This window comes from Achromobacter sp. JD-1 (assembly GCF_038594925.1).
Lineage (GTDB): Bacteria > Pseudomonadota > Gammaproteobacteria > Burkholderiales > Burkholderiaceae_B > Achromobacter > Achromobacter spanius_C.
This window is the reverse complement of record NZ_JBCGCS010000002.1, coordinates 18,838-44,381: the sequence shown is the minus strand read 5'-3', so window position 1 is coordinate 44,381 and position 25,544 is coordinate 18,838. Positions and strand designations below refer to the sequence as shown.

Here is a 25,544-nt window from a genome sequence, read left to right as displayed (position 1 = left end):
GGTATCTTTAGGGGCGGCGTTGCCTCCCGCCCCGGGATGATATCGGGATTCGGACGCCGTTTAGGCGGTTTTTAACATTGATGAATGATGGATTTCCCTGATATGTCACAGGCCAAGCGCCCTGGTTTCTGGTCCACCCTGCGCCTGGGCGCCAGGATGATGATGCGCGACGCCCGGGCGGGCGAGCTGCGTTTGTTGGTGCTGGCGCTGGTGGTGGCGGTGGCCGCGGTGACCAGCGTGGGCTTTCTGGCAGACCGCGTCAGCCGGGCGCTGGAACGCGACGCTGGCCAGATGCTGGGCGCTGATCTCGTGCTGGATGCCGACGAACCCGTGCCCGCGCAATTCCTGGATCAGGCCCGCGAACGTGGCCTGACCGTGTCCAGCACAATGCAATTCCCGTCCATGGTCGGCGCGGGCGACGGCGCGCAACTGGCGGCGTTGAAAGCGGTGGAGCCGGGCTACCCGCTGCGCGGCGCCCTGCGTGTGGCCGAGGCCCCGTTCGCCCCCGACGCCGTCACCCGCGACATCCCGCCCGAGGGCGCGGTCTGGGTGGATGCCCAACTGCTGTCGCTGCTGAACCGGAAAGTGGGCGATACCTTGAACGTGGGCGATGCCCACCTGCGCGTGGACCGCGTCATCACCTATGAGCCGGATCGCGGGATGCAATTCGTCAACGTGGCGCCGCGCGTGCTGCTGCGCGCCAGCGACCTGCCGGCCACCGGCCTGATCGCGCCCGGCAGCCGCATCGGCTACGCCATGCTGGTGGCCGGCCAGCCGGACGCCGTGGCGGGCTACGCGACCTGGCTGAATCAGAACCTGAAGCGCGGGCAGAAGGTGGCCACCCTGGAATCGGGCCGGCCGGAAGTGCGCCGCACGCTGGACCGCGCGCAGCGTTTCCTGTCGCTGGTCGCGTTGCTGGCGGTGCTGATATCCGCCGTGGCGGTGGCGTTGGCGGCGGGCCGCTACATGACCCGGCATCGCGACGGCATCGCCGTCATGCGTTGCTTGGGGGCGGTGCAATCCCAGATTTCGCGCATGCTGACGCTGGAGTTCGCCCTGGTGGGCCTGTTCTCGTCGGCCGCGGGCTGCCTGCTGGGTTTTGCCGTGCACCAGGTGCTGGTGATGCTGCTGGGCTCCTTGATAGACACCAGCCTGCCCGCGCCGTCCGCCATTCCCGCCTTGCAAGGCGTGTTGACCGGTTTGTTGCTGCTGCTGGGCTTTGCCTTGCCCGCGCTGGCGCAACTGCGCCATGTGCCGCCCGCGCGGGTGTTGCGGCGTGATGCCGACACGCTTAGCGCCCGCAGCGCGTTCGGCTACGTGGTGGGCGCCACGGGCTTTGCTCTGCTGATCTGGTGGTTCGCGGGCGACGCCAAGCTGGGCGCGGTCGTGGCGGGGGGCTTTCTGGGCGCCTTTGTCGTGTTCGCGCTGGTGGCGTGGTTGTGCATCCTGGGCCTGGCGCGCGTGCGCGGGCTGGCCGCGGGGCTGCCCGCGCTGCGTTTCGCGCTGGCGGGCGTGGTGCGCCGCCGCGCCGCCACCATCACCCAGGTCTGCGCGCTGGCCGTCGGGCTGATGGCGCTGCTGCTCTTGACCATGACGCGCACCGACCTGATCCAGGGCTGGCAGCGCACCATGCCGGCGGACGCGCCCAATCGATTCCTGATCAATGTGCAGCCCGACCAGCGCCAACCCGTCAGCGACGCGCTGGCCCGCGAGGGCTTGGGCGGCATCACGCTGTCGCCCATGGTGCGGGGGCGCTTGATCGCCATCAACGGCAAGCCGGTGGGCCCGGACGACTACGAAGAGCCGCGCGCCAAGCGCCTGGTGGACCGCGAATTCAACCTGTCCTATGACGACGAGATGCCCTCGTCCAACAAGATCGAGCAGGGCCGGTGGCTGTCCCCCGACGCAGCTGCCCCCGAGGTATCGCTGGAGTCGGGTCTAGCCAAGTCGCTGGGCCTGAACCTGGGCGACAAGATGACCTTCGACGTGGCGGGCCAGCAGGTGGAAGCCACCGTCACCAGCACCCGGCGGGTGGATTGGGATACGATGCGCGTCAACTTTTTTGCCATCCTGAGCCCCGCCGCGCTGGCCGACATGCCCCAAAGCTGGATCACTTCCTTCTACTTGCCGCCCGAAAAAGCGGCGGTGCTGCCCGCGCTGGTGCGCGAATTTCCGAACCTGACCGTGTTCGACGTCAGCGCCATCCTGCAGCAATTGCAGTCGGTGCTGAACGAAGTGGGCAAGGCGGTCCAGTTGCTGTTCCTGTTCACGCTGGCCGCCGGCGTCCTGGTGCTGTCGGCGGCGCTGACGGCTACGCGCGACGAACGCATGCGCGAAGCGGCGGTGCTGCGGGCGCTGGGCGCCACGCGCACGCAATTGGCGCGTTCGCAGCGCATTGAACTGTGGGCGGTGGGCGGCCTGGCCGGCCTGTTGGCGGCAGCCGGCGCCACCGCCATTGCCTGGGTGCTGTCAACCCAGGTGTTTGACTTCACCATTACCCTGAGCCTGTGGCCCTGGCTGACCGGCATCGGCGCGGGCATGCTGGGCGCCTGGGCCGGCGGCGCCCTGGCCCTGCGCGGCGTGTTGCGCACGCCGCCCCTGGTCACCCTTCGAGAAACCTGATGACGACCCGCGTCCATACCATTAGCGAACCCGTGGAAAATTCCAGCAGCATTTTTGACCTTCTTGGCGGCGAGCCCGGCGTGCGCGCGCTGGTCGACCGCTTCTATGACCTGATGGACATGGAGCCCGACCTGAAAGAACTGCGCGCCGCCCACGGCCCCAGCCTGGACGAGGCGCGCAACAAGCTGTTCTGGTTCCTGTGCGGCTATTTTGGCGGCCCGGATCACTACATCGAACGCTTCGGCCACCCCCGGCTGCGCGCGCGGCACCTGCCGTTTTCCATTGGCCAGGTCGAGCGCGACCAGTGGGTGATCTGCATCGGACGCGCCATGGAAGACCAGGGCGTAGCCCCTGCGCTCGCGGAGCGGCTGCTGGAATCGTTCTACGGCGTGGCCGATTGGATGCGCAATCGTGAAGGCTGAGGACGCCCGTTCCGGCGCGCAGCGCCAGTCCTGGGCGGGACCGCTTGCCGGCGCCATGCTGAGCGACGCGTCGCGCCTGACGGACGCTGGCCCCGACATTTTCAACCCGTCCCATTACGGCGACCGTGCCCGGCCAGTGGACGCCGGGGGCCGCCAAGCGGCCTGGTTCGTGCAGGGCGCGGGTTGGCAGGGCGTGTTGCGGCGCTATCGGCGCGGCGGAATGATCGCCCGCATCAGCCACGACGCCTATCTCTGGAACGGCGAGGACCGCACCCGCAGCTTCCGCGAATTCCGCTTGCTGGCCGAGATGCGCGCGCAGGGGCTGGACGTGCCGGCGCCCTTGGCCGCCGCCTACTGGCGCCAGGGCCCGATCTACCGCGCGGCCATCGTGGTGGAACGAATTCCCGGTGTGAAGCCCCTGGCCCACGCGCTGGCCGAGCCGCTGTGGGGGGTGGTGGCGCAGGCCATCGTCCGCATGCACCGCGCCGGCGTGTGGCACGCCGACTTGAACGCCTTCAATATCCTGATCGGCGGCGACGGCCGGGTCTGGCTGATCGATTTTGATCGCGGCACACTCGGTGCGCTGTCCGAACGCCAGCGCCAGGGCAACCTGGACCGGCTGCGCCGTTCGCTCGTCAAGGTGGCGGGTGACGACGGCGAGCGCTTCTGGATGAAGCTGCGCGACAGCTACTGGACCGCCTGGGGCGTGGGCGTCCAGCCTTGAGACGTCGCGAGGGCCGTCGCCGTGGCGATGCCTTCAATTGCGGTAACTCACCGGCAAAGTTGGGCAGACCATCGCTAAAAGGCTTTATCATTTCGCCTTTTGGTGGTCCTGACATACACGACATACGGCAAGGGGGCTTGTAATGGAACTAAGGGCGGGAATGCGCTGGGCGCTTGGCGCGGTGTTGGTCGCGGCATCGGCATCGTCGGCAGTCGCGCAGGACAAGGTCGTCAACGTCTACAACTGGGCCGAGTACACGGCGCCGGACACGATTCCGGGTTTCGAAAAAGAAACCGGTATCAAGGTCCGCTATGACGTCTACGACAGCAACGACACGCTGCAGGCCAAGCTGCTGGCCGGCAAGTCGGGATACGACGTCGTGGTGCCGTCCACCCATTACGCCTCGCGCCAGATCCAGGCCGGGCTGTTCCAGAAGCTGGACAAGTCCAAGATTCCCAACTGGAAGTACCTGGACCCGGAACTGATGGCGCTGGTTGCCTCGGTGGACCCGGGTAACGAGCACGCCATTCCCTGGGGCTACGGCACCAATGGCCTGGGCTACAACGTCACCAAGGTCAAGCAGATCATGGGCGACAACGTAGATCTCTCCAACTGGGACATGATCTTCAAGCCCGAGAATGCGGCCAAGCTGAAAGAGTGCGGCATTTCGATGCTGGACGAAGCCGCGCAGGTGTTCCCGGCCGTGCTGAAGTACCTGGGCAAGGATCCCAACAGCACCAACGCCGACGACTACAAGGCCGCGCTGGATGTCTTGAAGCAGATCCGCCCGTACATCCGCCAGTTCAGTTCGTCGGGCTATATCGATGAGCTCGCCGTGGGCGACCTGTGCATGGTCTACGGTTTTTCGGGCGACGTGATGATTGCCCGCAAGCGCGCGCAAGAAGCCAAGAAGTCGTATGAAGTGAACTACTTCATTCCGAAGGGCGGCGCGCCCGCATGGTTCGACCTGATGGTCATTCCGAAGGATGCGCCGCATCCCGAAGAAGCCCTGGCGTTCATCAACTACATTGAAACGCCGCAGGTGCACGCCGCCATCACCAACACCATGTTCTATCCCAACGCCAACAAAGAGGCGCGGAAATACGTGGTGAAGGACGTGGCCGAGAACCCCATGATCTATCCGCCGGCCGAGGTCTCCAAGACCTTGTATGTGATCAAGGCGCTGCCCTTGAACATTCAACGCCTGCAAAACCGGATGTGGTCCGAGCTGAAGTCTGGAAGATAAGTCATCATGAGCGATAGCCGTTACTCGGCGCCGCATACGGCCGACCCGGACGAATTCGTCCGGGTGTCCGATGTGGTCAAGATCTTTGGCGATGTGGTCGCCGTGCGTTCCGTCAACCTGTCCGTCAAGCGCAACGAGATCTTTGCGCTGCTGGGAAGCTCCGGCAGCGGCAAATCCACCTTGCTGCGCATGCTGGCGGGTTTCGAGGACGCGACGTCCGGGCAGATCCTGCTGGACGGTGAGGACATCACCGCCGTGCCGCCGTACCGTCGGCCCGTGAACATGATGTTCCAGTCCTACGCTTTGTTCCCGCACATGACGGTTGAGGCCAATGTGGCGTTCGGCCTGAAGCAGGAAGGCGTGGACCGCGCCGAAATCCACGACCGCGTGTTCGAAGCGCTGGACTTGGTCCAGATGGCCGGCTATTCGCGCCGCAAGCCCAACCAACTGTCGGGCGGCCAGCAACAGCGCGTGGCGCTGGCGCGCAGCCTGGTCAAGCGGCCCAAACTGCTGTTGCTGGACGAACCCATGTCCGCGCTGGACAAGCAGATTCGCCAGAAGACGCAGATTGAACTGGTGAAGATTCTTGAACAGGTCGGCGTGACCTGCATCATGGTGACGCACGATCAGGAAGAGGCCATGACCATGGCGCACCGCCTGGCCGTCATGACCGAAGGCCAGATCGTCCAGTGCGGCACGCCGCAAGACGTCTATGCCTTTCCGAATTCGCGCTTCGTGGCCAGCTTCATCGGGTCGACCAATATGTTCACCGGCACCATCGTGGTGGACGAGCCCGATCACGTCGCCATCGAATGCGCCGAGCTGACGCGGCCGCTCTTCGTGAACCATGGCGTGAGCGAACCCTTGGGCATGGAAGTGCACGTATCGATCCGGCCCGAGCGCTTGGTGGTCTCGCGCGACCAACCCGAAGGCGAATACAACTGGGCCCACGGCATGGTCAGCCACATGGCCTGGATGGGCAGCTACGCGCTGTATCAGATCCGCCTGGATTCCGGCAAGGCGGTCGAGGCCAGCGTGCCCAGCCTCTTGCTGGCCCAGATGGATGCGCCGGGCATCGACGAAGAAATCTTCGTCAGCTGGGACGCCGATAGCGCGACGGTGCTGGCGTCATGATCCGCTTTTCGCCCCGCGACTGGTTGCCTTCCGGCCGGGCGCTGGCGGTGGTGCCGCCGTTTGCCTGGCTGGTGCTGTTCCTGCTGCTGCCCTTCCTGCTGGTATTGAAGATCAGCTTTGCCGAAGTGGAGTTCGGCATTCCGCCGTATACGCCGCTGGCGCAATTCCAGGACGAAGCTGTGCAGTTCAGCCTGCATCTGCGCGGCTACATCCTGCTGTTCACCGACAGCCTGTACTTCAAGACCTACCTCAGTTCAGTGAAGATTGCCGGCATCACCACGCTGATCTGCGTGTTGATCGGTTATCCCATCGCGTACTACATCGCGCGCTCTTCGCCGCGGGTGCGCAACCTGCTGCTGCTGGGCGTGATTTTGCCGTTCTGGACGTCGCTGTTGCTACGCGTGTATGCCTGGGTGGGCATCCTGCGCAACGACGGCCTGTTGAACAATTTGCTGCAAAGCCTGGGCATCATTTCCAGCCCGCTGGAAATCTATCGCACCGACGTGGCCGTCTACATCGGCATGGTCTATGCGTACCTGCCGTTCTTCATCCTGCCGCTGTATGCCACGCTGGTGAAGATGGACCTGCGCCTGCTGGAAGCTGCCTACGACCTGGGCGCCAAGCCCTGGCAGGCGTTCTGGCAGATCACCGTGCCGCTGTCGCGCCAGGGCGTGATCGCGGGCGCCATGCTGGTGTTCATTCCGGCCGTGGGCGAATACGTCATCCCCGAAATGCTGGGCGGCGCCAACACGCTGATGATGGGTCGCGTCATGTGGAACGAGTTCTTCAATAACGCCGACTGGCCCATGGCGTCCGCGGTGACGTGCGTGATGGTGCTGTTGTTGCTCGTGCCCCTGGTTTACTTCCAGTACAACCAGGTCAAGCAGCAGGAACAAGCCGGCGGAGGCCGCAAATGAAAGGTCCCAACAAGACATTGCGCGCCGTGGTGCTGGGGCTGGGCTATTTCTTCCTGTACGTACCCATCATCAGCCTGATGGTGTTTTCGTTCAACGCGTCGCCCACCGTCACGTCGTGGACGGGCTTCTCGTTTCGCTGGTATCACGCGCTGGTCAATGACGACGCGCTGTTGCGGGCCGCGTGGCTGTCGTTTCGCATCGCGGCGCTGACGGCCACGGCGGCCGTCATCATCGGCACATGGGCTGGCTACGTGCTGGGCCGCATGGGACGCTTTCGCGGCTTTTCGCTGTACGTGGGCATGCTGAGCGCGCCGCTGGTCATACCGGAAGTGGTGTTGGGCATTTCCTTGCTGCTGATGTTTGTGGAACTGCGCGGCAGCCTGGGCTGGCCGGCTGAAAACGGCGTGTTCACCATCTGGGTGGGGCATGTGACGCTGTGCATGGCGTTCGTGGCCGTCGTCATCCAGACCCGCATCCGCGACCTGGACCGCTCGCTGGAAGAGGCCGCGCTGGACCTGGGCGCCACCCCCATCACCGTGTTCTTCAAGATCACGCTGCCGCTGATCGCACCGGCGCTGGCCTCGGCCTGGCTGCTGTCGTTCACGCTGTCGCTGGACGACGTCGTGCTGGCGTCGTTCCTGTCCGGCCCCAGCTCCAGCACGCTGCCGATGGAAGTGTTTTCGCGGGTGCGCCTGGGGCTGAAACCCGAGATCAACGCGCTGGCCACCTTGTTCATCCTGGCCGTAGGCACGTGCGTGATCCTGGCCAACCGCCTGCAATGGCGCAAGGAATCTGAATCCAAATGAAGCAAACCACCCTGTATGGCCTGACCAAGTGCAGCACCTGCGTCAAGGCGCGCGACTGGCTGTCCGAACACGGCGTCGACCATGTGTTCGTGGATTACCGTGATCACCCGGTTGAGGCGGCCACGCTGAAATCGTGGTCCGACCAAGTCGGCGGTTGGGAAAAGCTGGTGAACCGTTCGTCGATGACCTGGCGCAACCTGCCGGAAGACCGCAAGTCGGCCGCGACCGACAAGCAATGGAGCGACCTGATTGCCGAATACCCGGCCCTGGTGCGCCGTCCGGTCACCGTGACGCCGGATGGCGAAGTCACCGTGGGCTTCAGCGAAAAGCGCTACGGCGAACGCTTCGCCTGACGCCACCTGGCGGCGATGGCGTCCCCCATCCAGGCATCGCGCGGCGTCGGCCAGGCGCTGCCCGATGCCTTTTTTGACCGCGATGCCTGCACCCTGGCGCGCGACTTGTTGGGCAAGGTCATCCGCCATTGCGTGGACGGGCTGTGGCTGTCGGTGCGCATCATCGAAACCGAGGCCTACTACCTGGAAGAAAAGGGCAGCCACGCCTCGCTGGGCTACACCCACAAGCGCCGCGCGCTGTTCATGGACGGCGGCGTCATCTACATGTATTACGCGCGCGGCGGGGATTCGCTGAATTTCAGCGCCGCCGGGCCGGGTAATGCCGTGCTGATCAAGTCCGGGTATCCATGGACTGACGCGCTGTCCGGCCCCGATGCGCTGGCCCGCATGCAGCGGTTGAACCCGGATGCGCGCGGCCTTCCGCGCCCGCCGTCGCGCCTGTGCGCGGGGCAGACGCTGCTGTGCCGTGCGCTGGGGCTGAAGGTGCCACAGTGGGACGCGCGCCGCTTTGATCCCGGCGCGCTGTATGTGGAGGACGTGGGCGGCTCGCCGCAAGCCTTGGTCTGCACCACGCGCCTGGGTATACCGCCCGGGCGCGACGAGCATCTGCATTACCGTTTCGTGGATCCGGCCTACGCTGCCTTCTGCACACGCAACCCCTTGCGGCGCGGGCAACGTGCTGGTCATGACTACGTGTGGGTGGACCGCCAGGGTGTCGTGCTGCCCGAGGCGCCCGAACTTCCAACGCGCTAGGTTGCCTTGGCGGCGTCGATGCGTGCTTGCAGGGACTGGCGCATTTCCTGGTATTTACGCGCAATGCGCTTGCGGTTCAGGCGCTTGCTCCAGGCGTAGAGCGGAATCAGCGGCAAGACCCCGAACCCGTCGATCAGGTACATGCCCGGCTTGCCGTCCGCGTTCAGGCCGCAGGCGATATTGCTGGCGGAGATGTCGTGCAGCACGACATGCGCGTCGGCCAGGTCCTTGAAGAATTCGTCCAACTGCTCGAAGAACTGCGCGTCCACCTTGCCCTGCGCGGCCAGGTCGGCCACGGTGGGCGCGATGTTGCCGTCGGCGTCGGTGATCTTTTCCACCACCAGCCCCAGGCCCAGCGAGGTCTGCGCCACGCCCAGGATGCGCGCCATGGGCACCTGCCACACGCCAGAGGGGCGGGTAGTGGTGGTGACGTATTCCGATATCTCGTTCAGATAGACGCGGTAGGCGCTTTCACGCTGGTACTGCTTGTACCAACGCTTGAACGGCCGCGCCTCCAGGTAGATGGCGCGCGCCTGCATGTCCATGACCTTGACGAGCAAGGCGGGCACGTGCGGATGCTGGAAGATGTGGCGGTCGCCGCCGGTCGCAAGCGGGGATGCGCCGTCCAGGTCCAGCGGACCGAACACTGATTGGAAAGACAGGCTGGATCGATAGGACGAAAGATCAGCGGAATTCAAGTTGGGTCGAACGTTGTGTTCAAAGTTCGGGCAGTTTAATCCCGTTGCGCGGGCGCGACGGCTCCGCATGCATCAAGGGATGTCGTTTGCTTACAACGTGGCACTGATGCGCCCTACAATTCCGGCTTTGGAGATGCCACCTTTGAACGACATTCTGCTTTGGGTTGCCGCGGGCGGCGCGGTTCTGGCGTGTTTGGCGGCCGTACTGGCCTGTTTGCGTCCCGCCAAGGATGCGGGGCTGGATGCACGGTTGGACGCGCTGCTGGAAGGCCTGGAACGCACCGAGCGTGCATTGCGCGCCGATATCGCTGAAGGGCAACGCGGCCTGCGCAGCGAATTTTCGGAGTCCACGCGCGCGCTGCGGGTCGAACTCGCGCAGTCGCATGGCGACTTGCGTACCGGCCTGGCGCGCGATGCCCAGGCCGCGCGCGCCGAATCGGCCGAGTCGCTGGCCCGCTTCGCGGCCGGCTTTGGCGAGCAATTGCAGGGCCTGATCCAGATCAACGAGCGTCGCTTGATGGAAGTGCGCACCACCGTGGACCAGCGCCTGCAAGCATTGCAGGCGGATAACAGCGCCAAGCTGGATGACATGCGCCGCACCGTGGATGAAAAACTTCATGCCACGCTGGAACAGCGCCTGGGCGAATCGTTCAAGCTGGTGTCGGACCGCCTGGAGGCCGTGCACAAGGGCCTGGGCGAGATGCAGGCGCTGGCGGCGGGCGTGGGCGACCTGAAGCGCGTGTTGACCAACGTGAAGTCGCGCGGCACCTGGGGCGAGGTGCAGTTGGCCCGCCTGATTGAAGACAACATGACGCCCGACCAGTACGCCAGCAACATCAAGCCCGTGCCGGGCAGCGATGCGGTGGTCGAGTTCGCCATCCGGTTGCCGGGGCGGGCAGACGGCGGCGCGCCGGTCTGGCTGCCGATTGACGCCAAATTCCCCAAGGAAGAATACGAACGGCTGATGGACGCCCAGGACGCCGCCGACGTGGACGGCGTGAAAACCGCCGGCGCCGCGCTGGGCCGCGCGGTTGAGGTGCAGGCGCGGCTGATCGCCAGCAAATATGTGTCGCCACCGCACACGACCGACTTCGCCATCATGTTCCTGCCCACCGAAAGCCTGTACGCCGAAGTGCTGCGGCGTCCGGGTTTGCTGGACAAGCTGCACGATTTGCGCATCAACGTGGCCGGCCCCAGCAATCTGGCGGCCTTGCTGAACAGCTTGCAGATGGGCTTTCGCACCTTGGCGATCGAGCAGCGTTCGTCGGAAGTGTGGCAGGTGCTGCGGGCCGTCAAAACCGAATTCGGCAAGTTCGGCGATGCGCTGGCCAGCGTCAAGAAGTCGCTGGACACGGCCAGTAACAAGATCGGTCAGACCGAGGTCCGGACCCGCGCCATGCTGAAAAACCTGAAGAATGTGGAAGCCCTGCCCGACGCGGAAGCCTTAAGGCTATTGGGCGATGCCGACGCAGCCGGCGATGTGGATGAGGCCAACGGCGCTGACGATGACGCCGCCGCCACGCAACCCCTGGCTACGCCGCCCAACACGGCGTCTACCGGCTCGGCCTGACGCGGCCCGGCCTGACGTGCCGGCTTGTTGCCCGCGCGGACTGTCGATATCCTGGCATGTGCGGCATTTCGCCGTCGAACCCTGGAGCATCGTAAGCATGAGCACCGCTGACCGCCATGATTCCTCACCCCTCGACGCGACGGCGCTGGGCGCCGATATCGCCCAGGGCGTCACCACCGCGCTTGCCGCGATGCAGCAGGCGGTGGACCGGGTGGCGGCGCGCAATCCCGCCATCAACGCGGCTTGCGGCATACAGGCCGACGCCGGGCTGCGGCTGGCTCAGGCGCTGGACGAGGAACTGGCGGCGCTGTCGCCCGAACAACGGCTGGCGCAACTGGACACCCGGCCCTTCCTGGGCGTGCCCACCTTGCTGAAAGACCTGGGTACGGCGGCCTTGGGCCTGCCCAGCGCCATGGGCTCGGTGTTGTACGGGCATGTTGAATGGGATGTGGATGCCGAAATCGTCAAACGCTACCGCCGCGCTGGGCTGATTCCCTTCGGCCGCACCACCAGCGCCGAACTTGGCCTGAGCCCCACCACGGAATCGCCCGCCTACGGGCCGCCTACCCAAAACCCCTGGAAGGCCGGCCACAGCGCGGGCGGGTCCAGCGGTGGCGCGGGCGCGGCCCTGGCCAGCGGCATGGTGCGTATCGCGCACGGCAGCGACGGGGGCGGGTCCATCCGCATCCCGTCGTCGTGCTGCGGGGTGCTGGGGCTGAAGCCGTCACGCGGGCTGATGCCGCTGGGGCCGTTGAAGGGCGAAGGGTGGGGCGGACTGGCCACCGAACACATGATGACGCTGTCGGTGCGCGACTGCGCCGCGTCGCTGGACATCAGCGCGGGGGCGGATGTGGGCGCGCCCTACGCGGCGCCGGCTCAACCCGAGTCGTACCGGGAAGTGGTGGCGCGCGTAGCGGCCGACCCGCATGGCGCGCCGCGACGCCGCATTGCCTTCATCAACACCACCTATGAAGGCGGGGCAATTCACCCCGAAGTGGCCGCCACCGTGGATGAGGCGGCGCGCCTTTTCGCATCGCTCGGCCATGAAATGGTGCCGGCCCTGCCGCCCGTGGGGTCCGAGGAAGTACTGTCGCCCATGCTGCCGCTGATCGCCAGCGCCGCCGCCAATGCCATCGACAGCTTCGTCGCCGCGCGTGGCCGCCGCCTGGCTGCTGACGAGTTGCAGCCCACCACGCTGGGCGCGCGCGAATACGCACGGGCAATATCCGGTGCGCAATATGTAGCCTGCGTGGACACCTGCCACGAAATCACTCGGCGCATCGGCCGCTTCCTGCACCGCGATGGCGCCCACGGCCATGATCTTTTCCTTAGCCCCGTGCTGGCGCAACCGCCCGCGCCGCTGGGGCGTTACGCCATGGACAACGCCGATTACCTGGCCTACCGTCTGGGCAAGAAGGGCGTGATCGGCTATTCGCCCTTTGCCCCCCTGGCCAACCTGACCGGCATGCCGGCCATCTCCATCCCCTTCGGCATGTCGTCCGATGGGCTGCCGATCGGCATCCAGGTCATGGGGCCCTTGGGCAGTGAAGCGCTGCTGCTGGAACTGGCGGCGCAGGTCGAGGCCTTGCGGCCCTGGGCTTTGGTGGCGCCCATGGCCAGATAGCCGGCTTTAAAGAAGCGGGCTTTACCGCGAGCCGGCCTTACCAGGAGCAGCCATGTCGTCGTTTGTCACGCACACCGTGCAAAACCAGGTGCCTCCGCTGGAAGACTATTCGCTGTACGACACCGACCCCGCCTTGCGCGAGGCGGTGCAGCGCGAGGGCGCGCAGGCCTGGGAAGGCGACCTGGCCGCGCACGGCGCCTGGCTGGGCCGCGCGCAAACGCTCGCCGCCGGCGCCGAAGCCAACCGCTGTCCGCCCCGGTTGATGAGCTATGACCCCTCGGGGCACCGCATCGACCACGTGGAATTCCACCCGGCCTGGAATTTGCTGATGACCGGCATCATGGCGCGCGGGCTGCACAGCCGCGCGTGGGCGCAAGCGGTGCCTGGCGCACAAGTGGCGCGCGCCGCCTCCTATTTGATGCAGGGGCAGGTCGAGGCCGGCACGCTGTGCCCCACCACGATGACGTTTGCCGCCGTGCCGCTGTTGCAGCGCGAACCGTCCGGCGCCGTGGACTTCGCCGGACAATGGTTGCCCGCCCTGTATTCGCGCGAATTCGATGGCGCCGACGCGCCCCTGGCCGCCAAGCGCAGCGCGCTGGTAGGCATGGGGCTGACCGAAAAGCAGGGCGGCTCCGACCTGCGCGCCGTCAATACCCGCGCGGTGCCCTTGGGCGCGGCGGGCCGCGGCAACGCCTATCAGTTGGTGGGACATAAATGGTTCTTCTCGGTGCCGCAGGCGGACGCGCATCTGGTGTTGGCGCACACGGACGAGGGCCTTAGCTGCTTGTTCGTGCCGCGCTGGATTCCCGACGGCCCGCGCAACGCCATTCGCGTGCGCCGCTTGAAAGACAAGCTGGGCAACCGCAGCAACGCCAGCGCCGAAGTCGAATTCGAGGACGCCTGGGGCGTGATGGTGGGCGAACCGGGGCGCGGGCTGGCCGTGCTGCTGGAAATGGCGGCCACCACGCGGCTGGACTGCGTGCTGGGCAGCGCCGCGCTGCTGCGTCAGGCGCTGGTGCAGTCCCTGCATCACGCGCAGCATCGCCACGCCTTCGGCAAGCCATTGATCGCGCAGCCGCTGATGCGCAACGTGCTGGCAGACCTGGCGTTGGAAAGCGAAGCGGCGATGGTGCTGGCGCTGCGGCTGGCGCGCGCGGTCGATGCGTGTGCTGCGACCCGTGCAGACGCCCAGGCCCGTGCGCTGGTGCGCGTGGGCACGCCCGCCGCCAAGCTCTGGATCTGCAAGCGCGCCATCCATGCCGTCGCGGAGTGCATGGAGGTCTGGGGCGGTAACGGCTATGTGGAAGAAGGGCCGATGCCGCGCCTCTACCGAGAAACACCGGTCAATTCCATATGGGAAGGGTCGGGCAACGTGATGGCGCTGGACGTGCTGCGCGCCTTGCAACGCGAACCCGACGCCTTGCCCGCGCTGGAACAGGAATTCGCGCACGCGGCGGGCCAGTATCAGGCGTATGACACGGCGCTGGCGGCTTGGCGCGCGCTGCTGGCCGATCGCCCCCAAGCCGAATTCCAGGCACGTCGCATCGCCTGCGGCCTGGCGCGGCTGTGGCAGGCCGCCTTGCTGATCCAGCATGCGCCTGCCGCTGTGGCGCAAGCCTTTGTGGCCAGCCGCCTGCACGCCGATGGCGGCGTTTTTGGCGAGCTTGCGGCAGGCGCGGAGTCCGGGGCGATCCTGGCGCGTGCCTGGCCGTCTGCCGCCGCATGCTAAATTTCCCGGCTTGACCAACCTTTCCGCATTCTTCCCGCCATGCTCTCCCAGCAAGAACTCAAGCAACAAGCCGCCGACGCCGCCCTGGAATTCGTTGAACAGGTCGCCGGCCCGGACGTCATCATCGGGGTGGGCACGGGCTCCACGGCCGATTTGTTCATCGATGGCCTGGCGCGTTTCAAGGGTCGCATCGGCGGCACCGTCGCCAGTTCGGAGCGCAGCGCGGCCCGCTTGGCCGGCCACGGCCTGAAGGTGCTGGACCTGAACGATGTGTCGACCATGCCGATCTACGTGGACGGCGCCGACGAGATCGACGCGAACCTGTCCATGATCAAGGGCGGCGGCGGCGCGCTGACGCGCGAAAAAATCGTGGCCTCGGTGGCCGAACGCTTTATCTGCATTGCCGATGAATCCAAGCTGGTCCAAACGCTGGGCAAGTTCCCGCTGCCGCTGGAAGTGATTCCCATGGCGCGCGAATCCGTGGCGCGCGCCTTGGCGGCGCTGGGCGGCCAACCGCGTCTGCGCGAGGGCTTCGTGACCGACAACGGCAACATCATCCTGGATGTGTCGGGCCTGGCGATCTCGGACGCGCACGCGTTCGAAGCGCAGGTCAACAACCTGCCCGGCGTCGTCACCTGCGGCCTGTTCGCGCTGGCCGGCGCCGATGTGGCGCTGCTGGCCACGCAAAACGGCATCCGTCGGCTGGACCGCGCGGCATAAGCCCGCGCGATGCGTCGCGCAGCCCGGGGTGGCCAGAGTGTGGCCCGGGCGCCGCCTGAGTGCTGTCCGCGTGTTGCTCGTTTGTTGCTCCAACGCCCCGCCTTGCTCGCGGCGGGGCGCCGATTCATAATCCTGTCACACTTGGGTCATAACCTTGCCGGTTGTGCAGGCCCATCTTGTAATTCTCTTCTTTCGGGGCAATGCAATGAGACCAACCACGCAGGGAGCCCGGATGACGGAGCATACAAACAAGCAGTTCGACGCCGACCTGGAAAGCGTCCGTTCGCAATTCTTGCAAATGGGCGGCTTGGTGGAAGCCATGATCCAGGAAGCGATCGACGCGCTGGCCACGGGCGACCTGTCGCTGGTGGAGAAAGTCCGCGAGCGGGAAAAGGAAGTCAACCGCCACGAAGTCGAAATCGACGAGAGCATCAGCCGCATCCTGGCTCGCCACCAGCCCACCGCCATTGATTTGCGCATGCTGATGGCCGTGTCGAAGATGCTGACCGACATGGAGCGTTCCGGCGACGAGGCCGAAAAAATCGCCACCGTGGCTCGCCGCATCCATGAAGCCGAAATGCGCCACATCCCGGTGATCGAACTGCGCCACATGGCCGCCAATGTGCGCACCATGCTGCATCAGTCGCTGGACGCCTTCGCCCGCCTTGACCCCATCCAGGCCGCCGCCGTGGTGCGCAGCGACAAGGAAGTGGACAAGGAATGGAAGGGCGCGCTGCGCCACCTGATCACCTACATGATCGAAGACCCGCGCACCATCTCGCGCGCCATCGACATGATCTTCATCGCGCGCGCGCTGGAACGTATTGGCGATCATGCCAAGAACATGTCCGAACGTGTCATTTACATGGTCAAGGGCGCCGACGTGCGCCACACCGGCGTGAAGAACACCGAGCGCCTGGCGCGCGGCGAGGAAGAGTCGGAAGACGAAGCCTGATCTTGCCGGGTTTGTTGGCCAACAAAAAGCCCCGACACGCTTGCCGCGTCGGGGCTTTTGCTTAGGGCGGCGCTACAGCGGCAGCACCGCGCCTTGGCATAGCCGGGGATCCGGCACGCCGGGTTTGCCAGCGTCGATGCGCCCGGCAAGCCGGCGGCCGAAGGCCGGCAGGCCGGGCGCACTGACGTTCAGGTCGTACCAGCCTTCGCAACCCGTGTACTTGAGCTCCATCGCGCCGCCGGCGGGCACATGCGCCATGGCGCGCCAGTTGTCGCCCATGTGGGATTCCAGCTTCACCGGTTGCGGCGTATCGCTGTGGTTGATGAGCCGCACGCGCAACCCCGACGTGACGGGGACCAGTTGCGCCTCCAGCGTGCCGCCGTCCTGCGTATCGCCGCGGAAGTGACGATGAAAGCCGTCCGGGCCGAGCAGCCACAGGTCATAGGCGCCACCCTGGCTCAGACGCCAGCCATCGTCCAGCCGCGCGCCGGGGCCGATGGTGTAGCGCCGGGGCGCGCGCGCCAGGTCGTGGCGGTCATATACGTGCAGCACGGCGGCGGCGCTGCCCGGGTTGCGCAGCGTCAGCCGGTAGTGTTCGCCGTCGGCCGACATGCGGCCCACGGCCTCCAGCGCGTAGGGCAGCGCGCAGGCGTGGCGGTTGCTGTCGGGATGATGCGGGCCGCGATCGCCGCTGAAATCGAAAGCAGACGTCAGGTCGCCCGCCACCGCGCGCCGCCATGCGCTGATGTTCGGTTCGGCCACGCCGAAGCGGGCCTCGAGGAAACGGATCACCGAGGTGTGGTCGAACACCTGCGAATTGACCCAGCCCCCCCGACTCCAGGGCGATACCACCAACATCGGCACGCGCGGCCCCAGCCCGAAGGCGCGGCCGTGCAAATGGGCGGGGTCTTCATGCGCGGCGCTGGGGCCGAGCCGGGCGTCGTGGTATTCGCCATCCAGCTCAACGGTTGACAGCCCGCCCGAATGGCCATCGGCGTGGCGCGCGGGCGGGGCGGGCGGAGGCGCGTGGTCAAAGAAGCAGTCGTTCTCGTCATAGGTCACAAGAAAGACGCAGCGGCTCCAGGATTCGGGGTTGCTGGTCAGAATATCCAGCACGCGCTCGGTGTAGGCGCCGCCTTGGCGCGGTGACGAGACTTCGGGGTGTTCCGAGTCGGCAGTGGGGGCAATGATCCATGACACCGCCGGTAGCTGGTCCGTGGCAACGTCGCGTGCCAGATCGTCCAGCGTATGGGTGGATAGCCCACGGTCGCGCAAGGGGGCGGATTCGGCGGTGCTGGCGTGCGCCGCCCGGTACTGACGAAAGCCGGCCAGCGGGTTGTCGTGAAAGTTGTCGGCCATGTCCTGGTAGATGCGCCAGTCCACGCCGGCGTGCTGCAGGCGTTCGGGATAGGTGGTCCAGGCGTAGCCCTCGTTGGCCGGGCCGAGCCTGTCATAGTGATTCACCAGCGCCGGCCCGCCCGCCACTCCGGTGGGGTCGTTGGTGCCGGACCACAGGAACAGGCGGTTCGGATTGGTGCCGGCGTGCAAGGCACAGTGATAGGCGTCGCACACGGTGAACGCGTTGGCCAGGGCGGCCTGGAAGGGCACGTCGGCACAGGTGTAGGCGCCCAGCCCCAGGCGACCCTTGGCGGGCAGCCACCGGTCCATGCGCCCGTCGTTCCAGGCGAGTTGCGCATCCACCCAGGTGTGCGGGGTGATGATGCCAGCCGGTGTGTCGCTGGCCAGTTCGGCTTGCAGCGCATAGGGACGGCATTGTTCGGCGCCGTCCGTTTGCGTCAGTACGTTGCCGGCCAGGGTGGGCACAAGATGCGGATCGGCAAAACCGCGCACGCCGGGCATCGTGCCGAAATAGTGGTCGAATGACCGGTTTTCCTGCATCAGGATGACAACGTGCCGCACGTCGTGGATCGTGCCCGTCTGGCGGTCAGGCGGGATCGCCATGGCGCGCTGGATGGACGGCGGCGGATCGGCGGGGAGAGACAAGCGCGATTCTTCTTTCATGACAGCATTAATACGGCCTGCAAACTTCGATCTTAAGGGCAGTGCACGGCGCGCCGCCCCTGGCGCACCGACGCCGCAAATACGAAGCCCCTCGCGCGAGGAGGGGCTTCGTGGTGGGGCGCCGCCTGAATGACGGCGTGGCCGGGTCAGGCCGAAGGCGGAACGTAGCCGTGTGCTTCGACGGTGCCGTCTTCGAACAGGAAACGTTCCATCTGTTCCTTCAGATACTTGCGCGCCCGGGCATCGGCCAGGTTCAAGCGGTTTTCATTGACCAGGCGCGTCTGGATGGCTTTCCATTCTTCCCAGGCTTCCTTGGAAATGCTCTGCCAGATCTTGGTGCCAAGCTCGCCGGGGTAAGGGGGGAAGTCCAGCCCTTCGGCTTCACGCTTCAATTTCACACAGTTGACGATACGGGACATGGTTCGCTGCCGAAAATAGGAATAACGCAGTATTTTAGCGGGCTTGGCGCAGGGCAGGCGCCAAGCCCCTTCAGGTGCTGCGGTCAGCCGTCGCTGCGGTCAGCCGTCGCTGCGGTCAGCCGATGCTGCGGTCAGCCGTCGCTGCGGCCAGGCCCCGACGTTGGCCCGCCTTACAGCTTCTTGATGAACACCAGGCTGTTGCGCGACCGGTTGTAGTTGTTCTGCTTTTCGCGCGGCAGGTCGGTAACGCCGCCTTGTACGAAGCCGCGCTTGATGAACCAGTGCGACGTGCGCGTGGTCAGCACGAACAGTCGCTTGGCGCCGGTGGCGCGGGCACGTGATTCCATGTGGCGCAGCAGGATTTCGCCTTCGCCGGAACCCTGCCATTCGGGGTGGACGATCAGGCAGGCCATTTCGGCCATCTGCTCGTCGGCGAAGGTGTGCAGCGCGGCGCAGCCGTAGATCACGCCGTCGTGCTCCAGCACCGTGAAGTTTTCAACATCGCGTTCGATCACGCTGCGCGGGCGCGGCACCAGCGTGCCGTCAGCCTCGAGCGGTTCAATCAGGCTCAGGATGGCGCCCACGTCATCGATCGTGGCGGCGCGCAGGTCGTCCAGCGTGTCTTCCACCACCATGGTGCCCACGCCATCGTGGGTGAAAATTTCCAGCAGCACGCTGCCATCCAGCGCGAAGGGCAGCAGGTGGGCGCGGGCCACGCCGCGCTTGACCGCCAGCGAGGCGTATTGCAGGAAGGCGTGGGTTTCCTCATCCAGTTCACCGCCCGCCAGCAGCGCGTCGGCATCAATGCGGGCCAGTTCGGTGTCCAGCGTGCCGTCGTCGTTCAGCACGCCTTGCGAGCTGGACAGGAAAATCAGCTTTTCGGCGCGCAGCGCAACGGCCACGCTGGTGGCCAGGTCTTCCATGGCCAGATTGAAGGCGTCGCCGGTGGGCGAGAAGCCCAGCGGGGACAGCAGCACCACCGACGACCCTTTCTCGATGGCGAATTTCAGCGCTTCGACGTCGATCTTGCGCACCTGGCCGGTGTGCTTGTAGTCCACGCCTTCCAGCACCCCCGTGGGGCGGGCCGTGACGAAGTTGCCGGAAATCACGCGGATGTGTGCGTGAGACATCGGCGTGTTGGGCAAGCCCTGGCTGAACGCCGCTTCGATGTCCAGGCGGATTTCGCCCGCGGCTTCCTTGGCGCATTCCAGCGCGGCGGCGTCGGTGGGCGCCAGGCCGCGGTCGAACTGCTGGGTGTAGCCCTTCAAGCGCAGTTGCTCATTGACCTGCGGACGCGAGCCATGCACCAGCACCAGCCGGATGCCCAACGACGACAGCAGCGACAAGTCCTGCACCAGGGTGTTCAGCGCGCCGGCCTGCACCAGTTCGCCGCCGAACGCCACCACGAAGGTCTTGCCTCGGAACGCATGCACATAGGGCGCTACGTCGCGAAACCATCGGACGAACTGCGCGGCTGCGAATTCCGGGGCTTCAAGGGCGGAGACGGTGTCTGGTTCCAGGTCGGGCATGATGGGCGGAAGGATTCCTGAGAGTCGGTAAAAACGCGGCATCTTGCCGCGTCATAGCGCCGTCGCATGACGGCGTGGCGAAATTATATGGCCGACGGGCCGGTGTGCAGGCGGGAAATCAGCGCCAATTTCGTGCCTGATTTCAAGAGGTATGCGGGGACCTTCAGGCAGGGAAGCCATAGAAATTTATAATGCCCGGCTAACCGGACTATCGTACATGCCTGAATCATCCCGCCCGCGGGCGCCCAAAGCGGCTTCCCCGGGGGCCAACGACGCGTCGGCCGCCTCGGCCGAGGCCACCCGCGCGCCCCACCGGCCCGCGCGGCCGGCGTCCGCTGAACGCCCTGGCCGCCCGGAGCGGGGCGATGCTGATCGCCCCGAGCGCGCCGAGCGCCCGCCGCGTGCAGATCGACCCGAGCGCCCTGCGCGCCCCGAGCGCCCGATCCCCGTCGTGGCTTATCCCGAAGACCTGCCCGTCAGTGCGCGGCGGCAGGAGATCGCGCGCGCCATCGCCGGCCATCAGGTGGTGATCGTCAGCGGCGAAACGGGCTCGGGCAAGACCACGCAGTTGCCCAAGATCTGCCTGGAACTGGGCCGTGGCCGCCAGAAGATGATCGGCCACACCCAGCCGCGCCGCCTGGCCGCCACGTCGGTGGCCAAGCGCATCGCCGAAGAACTGAACACGCCGATGGGCGAAGTGGTGGGTTATCAGGTGCGCTTTAACGACCGCACCGGCCCCAACGCGTCCATCAAGCTGATGACCGACGGCATTCTGCTGGCCGAGTCGCAGCGCGACCCGCTCCTGCGCCGCTACGACACCATCATCATCGACGAGGCGCACGAGCGCAGCCTGAACATCGATTTCCTGCTGGGCTACCTGAAGCAACTGCTGCCGCGCCGCCCGGACCTGAAACTGATCATCACGTCGGCCACCATCGACGCGGACCGCTTCGCCAAGCACTTCGCGGCATCGGAAGACAAACCCGCGCCCGTCATCGAGGTGTCGGGCCGCCTGTACCCGGTGGAGGTGCGCTACCGCCCCGTGCGCGAAGAACTGGCCGAGGACGCCGCCGCGCCCGCCGCCAAGCCGGGCCGAGACCGCGAACGCATGTCGGGCGACGAAGAGCGCGACCTGATCGACGCCATCGTCGACGCCGTGGATGAGTGCGCCCGCCATGGCCCCGGCGACGTGCTGGTGTTCCTGCCCGGTGAACGCGAAATCCGCGAGTCCGCCGAAGCCTTGCGCAAGCGACACCCGGCCGGCACCGAAGTGCTGCCGCTGTACGCGCGCCTGTCGCAGGCCGAGCAGGAACAGATCTTCCACCCGCGCACCAATGCGCGGCGCATCGTGCTGGCCACCAACGTGGCCGAGACCTCGTTGACGGTGCCCGGCATCCGCTTCGTGGTCGATAGCGGGTTGGCGCGCATCAAGCGCTATTCATGGCGCAACAAGGTCGAGCAGTTGCGCATCGAGCCGATCAGCCGTGCGTCGGCCAATCAGCGCGCGGGCCGTTGCGGCCGCGTGGGCCCGGGCGTGTGCATCCGGCTCTATGACGAACTGGATTTCAATAACCGCGCGGCGTTCACCGACCCCGAAGTGCTGCGTTCGTCGCTGGCGTCCGTCATCCTGCGGATGAAGTCGCTGAAGCTGGACGACATCGAGCAGTTCCCCTTCGTCGAGGCCCCGCCGGGCCGCGCGGTGGCCGACGGTTATCACCTGCTGCAAGAGCTGGGCGCGATTGAACTCGCGTCCGCCTCCGAGGACGAGGCCGAAGCTTCGCGCACTGGCGCATCGTTCGTGCTGACCGAAACGGGCCACGAACTGGCCAAGCTGCCGGTGGACCCGCGCATCGGCCGCATGATCCTGGCCGCGCGCGAACATCAATGCCTGGCCGAGATGCTGATCATTGCGTCGGCCCTGTCGGTGCAGGACGCGCGCGACCGGCCCATGCAAGAGCGCGAAGCCGCCGAAGCCGCGCACGCCAAGTTTGCCGACGACAAATCGGAATTCATTTCCTTCCTGAAACTGTGGCGCTGGTATGGCGAACAGGTTCAGCACAAAGCGTCGCAGCGCAAGCTGGTGAACCTCTTGCGGCAGAATTTCCTGTCGCCCATCCGGCTGCGCGAATGGCACGACGTGCACACGCAACTGGCGGCGTTGGTGGGCGAGCAGGGCTGGCGTGTCAACCAGGCGGAAGCCACCTACGAGCAACTGCACCTGGCGCTGCTGTCGGGCTTGTTGGGCAATATCGGTTTCAAAAGCGATGAAGGTGGCCACTACCAGGGCGCGCGCGAAATCCGTTTCCATATCCATCCTGGCTCGCGCCTGGTCAAGAAAGCCGGGCGCTGGATCATGGCGGCCGAACTGGTCGACACCACGCGCCTGTATGCCCGCTGCGTGGCGCGCATTGATCCCGTGTGGCTGGAAAAGGTGGGCGCGCACCTGATCCGCAAGAACTGGTCGGACCCGCGTTGGGAAAAGAAGGCCGGGCAGGTGGTGGCCAACGAGCGCGCCACGCTGTATGGGCTGACCATCTACACCGGGCGGCGCATCCATTACGGCCGCGTCAACCCGACGCAGGCGCGCGAACTCTTCATCCGCCAGGCGCTGGTGCCGGGCGAGATCGACACGCGCCTGCCGTTTGTGGCGCACAACCGCAAGCTGATCGCCGGTATTGAAAAGCTGGAACACCAGACGCGCCGCCCGGACATCCTGGTGGACGACGAGCTGATCTTCGCCTTCTACGACCGCCAGCTTCCGGCCGATATATCGCAGACGACCTCGCTGGAAAAGTGGGTGTCCGGTCTGGACAAGGCCGCGGCCGCCAAGCTGATGCTGACGCGCGACGAGCTGATGCGGCACGAAGCCGCTGGCGTCACCACTGATGTCTTCCCCAAAAAGGTGGAATGGCAGGGCGTGACGATGGCGCTGGACTACCACTTCGAGCCCGGTTCCCCGCGCGACGGCGTGACCCTGTCGGTGCCGCTGTTTGCGCTGAACCAGATCGACCCGGACCGCTGCGAGTGGCTGGTGCCCGGCATGCTGAAGGAAAAGGTCCACCTGCTGCTGAAGTCGCTGCCGCAAAAGCTGCGCCGCCATTGCGTGCCGCTGCCTGACTACGCGGCCGGTTTCTATGAGCGCTGGTTTGAACGGCAGGCCGATCCGCAACAAGGCCTGGTTGACGCGATCATCGCCGATATGTGGGACCAGGTGCAGGTGCGCCCCGCCGTGGGCGACTTCAAGCTTGAAACCCTGCCCGCGCACTTGTTCATGAACTTTCGCGTGGTGGACGAGCACGGCCGCATGTTGGCGGCCGGACGCAACCTGGCGCAGTTGCGGGCCGAATTCGGCAAGCAGGCGCAGGCCACCTTCCAGCAACTGGCCGCCAGCGATACGCAGGTGGCTCAGGCGCTGGCGCACGAAAACCTGACGACGTGGTCGTTCGGCCCCTTGCCCGAAATCATGGAGATCAAGCGGCGCGGCCAGTCGGTCATCGGCTATCCGGCCTTGGTGGACCGTGGCGCGCATTGCGACCTGGACGTGTTCGACGACCCGGACGAAGCGCGCAAGCATCATCGGGCCGGCCTGTTGAAGCTGTTTCGCCTGGGGTTGCGCGAGCAGGTCAAGTTCCTGGAAAAGAACCTGACGGACCTGACCAAGATCAGCATGCTGTACATGACGCTGGGCACGCAGGAAGAACTGCGCGACCAGATCATCGACTGCGCGCTGGGGCAGGCGTGCCTGGCCGAGCCATGGCCGGTGAACGAGCAGCAGTTCGATGCCCGCCGCGCGGAAGGCAAGGGGCGGCTGGGGCTGTTGGCGCAGGAAGTGGCGCGGCTGGCCGGCGCGGTGCTGACCGAGTACGCGGCGGTGCAACGCAAGCTGCCGCAAGCCAAGCCGCATGCCTCGGCCTATGCCGACCTGCAACAGCAGCTAAGCGCCCTGATGCCCAAGTGGTTCATCCGCGACACGCCTTATGCGCAGTTGTCCCATTACCCGCGCTATCTGAAGGCGGCCATTGCCCGCATCGACAAACTGCGCGCCGACCCGGCGCGCGATGCCAAGCTGGTGGCCGAGATGGCGCCGCTGCTGACGCAGTACCAGCGCGCCAGATCGGCATTGAAGGGCGCACCGGACCCGCGCCTGGACGAATTCCGGTGGCTGCTGGAAGAACTGAGAGTGGCGTTGTTTGCGCAAGAACTGCGCACGTCGATGCCGGTTTCGGTGAAGCGGCTGATGAAAAGCTGGGAATCGATCAAGCGCTGATGCAGGTTTCACGGCTTGGACGGTGCGCGCCGTCCGAGCCGTGATGAGACCGGTCTACAGGGCGAGAAAGCCCACGATTACCAGCGCAATCAGGGCGAACTTGGTCGCCTTGTAGACCGTGCGGTTCCAGGTCTTGAAGGCCTTGCGCTTCTGGTCGATGACCCAGTGCGCGTGCGTCAGCCGGTTGATGGCGCCGGTTTGGTCGCCGCCGTCGTTGGGCGAGCTGGCCGCCGACATCACCACGCGCCCGAACCAGCGGTTGAACGCTTCGGCCCAGCGCCATTTCAGCGGACGTTCAACGTCGCAGAACAGGATGATGCGGTTCTGCTCCGAGTGGTTATAGGCTTCGTGCACGTAGGTTTCGTCGAACACCACGCTTTCGCCATCGCGCCAGCTATAGGATTCGCCATCGACGATGATGTGGCAGCGGTCATCGTTGGGCGTCACCAGGCCAAGATGGTAGCGCAGTGATCCGGCAAACGGGTCCCGGTGCGGATTCAACTGGCCGCCCGGAGGCAGTTCGGCAAACATCGCGGCCTTGACCTTGGGCAGCGTCTTCAGAATGGCGACCGTCTTGGGGCAGAGTTCTTCGGCGGAGGGGTGGCGGGCGTCATACCACTTCAGGTAGAACCGCTTCCAGCCGTACTTGAAGAAAGAATTGAAACCAATGTCGTTGTGAGCGTCGGCGGCTCTGATCCGCTGCATTTCCGCCATTTGCACCGCTTCTTCGCGGATCGTCTCCCAGTTGTCGTCCAGCACCTTGAGTTCGGCGATTTCGCTGGTCGTCAGGTAGGGCGTGGAGGGCACCCGCGAGGCCAACACCATGAAGGCGTTGATGGGGGCCAGCAATACCGAGTGGTCCAGCAGTTGCCGGCCTAGCGGCAGTTTGACTCGGCCTCGGAAGTGCGCAAACAGGATGGCGGCCAGCCATATCCCGGGTATTAACCATTTCATACGTAAACGTGGTCCTGCGACAGATGGGTCAGATCGACCTTGTATTGTTACACAACGGGCGCAATGCCCCGCTTCGGAAA

Annotated in this window: 20 protein-coding genes; 15 read left to right on the top strand and 5 right to left on the bottom strand. The window is 65.8% G+C overall.

Going from position 1 to position 25,544, the window contains the following annotated elements; all coding sequences use genetic code 11:
• The first annotated feature begins 84 nt into the window (after positions 1 to 84).
• The 9 genes from WBR68_RS03285 (at position 85) to WBR68_RS03245 (ending at position 8,977) form a co-directional block, all read left to right on the top strand.
• On the top strand, positions 85 to 2,622 hold the full coding sequence (locus tag WBR68_RS03285; RefSeq protein ID WP_230693511.1) for an ABC transporter permease: 2,538 nt from the start codon (positions 85 to 87) through the stop codon (positions 2,620 to 2,622).
• Positions 2,622 to 3,044, top strand: coding sequence for a group II truncated hemoglobin (locus WBR68_RS03280; protein WP_083447600.1), 423 nt, complete (start codon positions 2,622 to 2,624; stop codon positions 3,042 to 3,044). Before WBR68_RS03285 ends, WBR68_RS03280 begins: the two co-directional genes overlap by 1 nt.
• Positions 3,034 to 3,768: a 3-deoxy-D-manno-octulosonic acid kinase gene (locus WBR68_RS03275; RefSeq protein ID WP_230693510.1), complete on the top strand. Its 735-nt coding sequence runs from the start codon at positions 3,034 to 3,036 to the stop codon at positions 3,766 to 3,768. The genes WBR68_RS03280 and WBR68_RS03275 overlap by 11 nt, the downstream gene beginning before the upstream one ends.
• A 142-nt stretch (positions 3,769 to 3,910) precedes the next feature.
• Positions 3,911 to 5,014: a polyamine ABC transporter substrate-binding protein gene (locus WBR68_RS03270; RefSeq protein ID WP_050450402.1), complete on the top strand. Its 1,104-nt coding sequence runs from the start codon at positions 3,911 to 3,913 to the stop codon at positions 5,012 to 5,014.
• A gap of 6 nt (positions 5,015 to 5,020) precedes the next feature.
• On the top strand, positions 5,021 to 6,148 hold the full coding sequence (locus WBR68_RS03265; RefSeq protein ID WP_050450403.1) for an ABC transporter ATP-binding protein: 1,128 nt from the start codon (positions 5,021 to 5,023) through the stop codon (positions 6,146 to 6,148).
• Complete coding sequence (locus WBR68_RS03260; protein ID WP_050450404.1) at positions 6,145 to 7,065, top strand: ABC transporter permease subunit; 921 nt, start codon at positions 6,145 to 6,147, stop codon at positions 7,063 to 7,065. The genes WBR68_RS03265 and WBR68_RS03260 overlap by 4 nt, the downstream gene beginning before the upstream one ends.
• On the top strand, positions 7,062 to 7,871 hold the full coding sequence (locus tag WBR68_RS03255) for an ABC transporter permease subunit (protein ID WP_127183936.1): 810 nt from the start codon (positions 7,062 to 7,064) through the stop codon (positions 7,869 to 7,871). Before WBR68_RS03260 ends, WBR68_RS03255 begins: the two co-directional genes overlap by 4 nt.
• A complete protein-coding gene (locus tag WBR68_RS03250; protein ID WP_230693509.1) occupies positions 7,868 to 8,224 on the top strand; it encodes a Spx/MgsR family RNA polymerase-binding regulatory protein in 357 nt (118 codons plus the stop codon). The genes WBR68_RS03255 and WBR68_RS03250 overlap by 4 nt, the downstream gene beginning before the upstream one ends.
• A gap of 15 nt (positions 8,225 to 8,239) precedes the next feature.
• A complete protein-coding gene (locus WBR68_RS03245; protein WP_230693508.1) occupies positions 8,240 to 8,977 on the top strand; it encodes a DNA-3-methyladenine glycosylase in 738 nt (245 codons plus the stop codon).
• Here WBR68_RS03245 and WBR68_RS03240 read toward each other — a convergent pair.
• Positions 8,974 to 9,675 (bottom strand): PhoP regulatory network YrbL family protein, encoded by a 702-nt coding sequence (locus WBR68_RS03240; protein WP_050450408.1) that lies wholly within the window; start codon positions 9,673 to 9,675, stop codon positions 8,974 to 8,976. The genes WBR68_RS03245 and WBR68_RS03240 overlap by 4 nt on opposite strands.
• A gap of 142 nt (positions 9,676 to 9,817) precedes the next feature.
• Between WBR68_RS03240 and rmuC the strand changes: the two genes are divergently transcribed.
• The 5 genes from rmuC to phoU all read left to right on the top strand — a co-directional run bounded on the left by rmuC (position 9,818) and on the right by phoU (position 16,273).
• Positions 9,818 to 11,245, top strand: a complete 1,428-nt coding sequence (gene rmuC / locus WBR68_RS03235) for a DNA recombination protein RmuC (protein WP_370641178.1) — start codon at positions 9,818 to 9,820, stop codon at positions 11,243 to 11,245.
• 97 nt (positions 11,246 to 11,342) lie between these two features.
• Positions 11,343 to 12,869: an amidase gene (locus WBR68_RS03230; RefSeq protein ID WP_050450416.1), complete on the top strand. Its 1,527-nt coding sequence runs from the start codon at positions 11,343 to 11,345 to the stop codon at positions 12,867 to 12,869.
• A 52-nt stretch (positions 12,870 to 12,921) separates the two neighbouring features.
• Positions 12,922 to 14,598, top strand: coding sequence for an isovaleryl-CoA dehydrogenase (locus WBR68_RS03225; RefSeq protein ID WP_230693506.1), 1,677 nt, complete (start codon positions 12,922 to 12,924; stop codon positions 14,596 to 14,598).
• 39 nt (positions 14,599 to 14,637) lie between these two features.
• Positions 14,638 to 15,318 (top strand): ribose-5-phosphate isomerase RpiA, encoded by a 681-nt coding sequence (gene rpiA / locus WBR68_RS03220; protein ID WP_127183939.1) that lies wholly within the window; start codon positions 14,638 to 14,640, stop codon positions 15,316 to 15,318.
• Between the two features lie 232 nt (positions 15,319 to 15,550).
• Positions 15,551 to 16,273 carry a phosphate signaling complex protein PhoU gene (phoU, locus tag WBR68_RS03215; protein WP_050450413.1) on the top strand — a complete coding sequence of 241 codons (723 nt, stop codon included), beginning with the start codon at positions 15,551 to 15,553 and terminating at the stop codon, positions 16,271 to 16,273.
• Positions 16,274 to 16,345: 72 nt separating this feature from the next.
• On the opposite strand, the gene WBR68_RS03210 is transcribed toward phoU, so the two are convergent.
• From WBR68_RS03210 to argA, 3 genes are all read right to left on the bottom strand, one after another.
• The gene (locus tag WBR68_RS03210) at positions 16,346 to 18,295 is read right to left on the bottom strand and encodes a phosphocholine-specific phospholipase C (protein WP_230693505.1); all 1,950 of its coding nucleotides are present in this window, start codon (positions 18,293 to 18,295) and stop codon (positions 16,346 to 16,348) included.
• Positions 18,296 to 18,441: 146 nt separating this feature from the next.
• A complete protein-coding gene (locus WBR68_RS03205) occupies positions 18,442 to 18,714 on the bottom strand; it encodes an oxidative damage protection protein (RefSeq protein ID WP_006218476.1) in 273 nt (90 codons plus the stop codon).
• Between the two features lie 170 nt (positions 18,715 to 18,884).
• The gene (gene argA, locus WBR68_RS03200) at positions 18,885 to 20,243 is read right to left on the bottom strand and encodes an amino-acid N-acetyltransferase (protein WP_050450411.1); all 1,359 of its coding nucleotides are present in this window, start codon (positions 20,241 to 20,243) and stop codon (positions 18,885 to 18,887) included.
• 217 nt (positions 20,244 to 20,460) lie between these two features.
• Here argA and hrpA point away from each other — a divergent pair, with 217 nt between their 5' ends.
• The gene (hrpA, locus tag WBR68_RS03195; RefSeq protein WP_230693504.1) at positions 20,461 to 24,510 is read left to right on the top strand and encodes an ATP-dependent RNA helicase HrpA; all 4,050 of its coding nucleotides are present in this window, start codon (positions 20,461 to 20,463) and stop codon (positions 24,508 to 24,510) included.
• Positions 24,511 to 24,564: 54 nt separating this feature from the next.
• Here hrpA and lpxO read toward each other — a convergent pair whose 3' ends face one another.
• Positions 24,565 to 25,464, bottom strand: coding sequence for a lipid A hydroxylase LpxO (gene lpxO, locus WBR68_RS03190; RefSeq protein WP_050450122.1), 900 nt, complete (start codon positions 25,462 to 25,464; stop codon positions 24,565 to 24,567).
• Positions 25,465 to 25,544 lie beyond the last annotated feature (80 nt).

Bases quoted from the DNA above. Each gene is read 5' to 3' on its own strand.
- WBR68_RS03285 (WP_230693511.1), top strand. From the start codon at position 85: ATGATGGATTTCCCTGATATGTCACAGGCCAAGCGCCCTGGTTTCTGG.
- WBR68_RS03280 (WP_083447600.1), top strand. From the start codon at position 2,622: ATGACGACCCGCGTCCATACCATTAGCGAACCCGTGGAAAATTCCAGC.
- WBR68_RS03270 (WP_050450402.1), top strand. From the start codon at position 3,911: ATGGAACTAAGGGCGGGAATGCGCTGGGCGCTTGGCGCGGTGTTGGTC.
- WBR68_RS03265 (WP_050450403.1), top strand. From the start codon at position 5,021: ATGAGCGATAGCCGTTACTCGGCGCCGCATACGGCCGACCCGGACGAA.
- WBR68_RS03260 (WP_050450404.1), top strand. From the start codon at position 6,145: ATGATCCGCTTTTCGCCCCGCGACTGGTTGCCTTCCGGCCGGGCGCTG.
- WBR68_RS03255 (WP_127183936.1), top strand. From the start codon at position 7,062: ATGAAAGGTCCCAACAAGACATTGCGCGCCGTGGTGCTGGGGCTGGGC.
- WBR68_RS03250 (WP_230693509.1), top strand. From the start codon at position 7,868: ATGAAGCAAACCACCCTGTATGGCCTGACCAAGTGCAGCACCTGCGTC.
- WBR68_RS03245 (WP_230693508.1), top strand. From the start codon at position 8,240: ATGGCGTCCCCCATCCAGGCATCGCGCGGCGTCGGCCAGGCGCTGCCC.
- WBR68_RS03230 (WP_050450416.1), top strand. From the start codon at position 11,343: ATGAGCACCGCTGACCGCCATGATTCCTCACCCCTCGACGCGACGGCG.
- WBR68_RS03225 (WP_230693506.1), top strand. From the start codon at position 12,922: ATGTCGTCGTTTGTCACGCACACCGTGCAAAACCAGGTGCCTCCGCTG.
- rpiA (WP_127183939.1), top strand. From the start codon at position 14,638: ATGCTCTCCCAGCAAGAACTCAAGCAACAAGCCGCCGACGCCGCCCTG.
- phoU (WP_050450413.1), top strand. From the start codon at position 15,551: ATGACGGAGCATACAAACAAGCAGTTCGACGCCGACCTGGAAAGCGTC.
- WBR68_RS03210 (WP_230693505.1), bottom strand. From the start codon at position 18,295: ATGAAAGAAGAATCGCGCTTGTCTCTCCCCGCCGATCCGCCGCCGTCC.
- WBR68_RS03205 (WP_006218476.1), bottom strand. From the start codon at position 18,714: ATGTCCCGTATCGTCAACTGTGTGAAATTGAAGCGTGAAGCCGAAGGG.
- argA (WP_050450411.1), bottom strand. From the start codon at position 20,243: ATGCCCGACCTGGAACCAGACACCGTCTCCGCCCTTGAAGCCCCGGAA.
- hrpA (WP_230693504.1), top strand. From the start codon at position 20,461: ATGCCTGAATCATCCCGCCCGCGGGCGCCCAAAGCGGCTTCCCCGGGG.
- lpxO (WP_050450122.1), bottom strand. From the start codon at position 25,464: ATGAAATGGTTAATACCCGGGATATGGCTGGCCGCCATCCTGTTTGCG.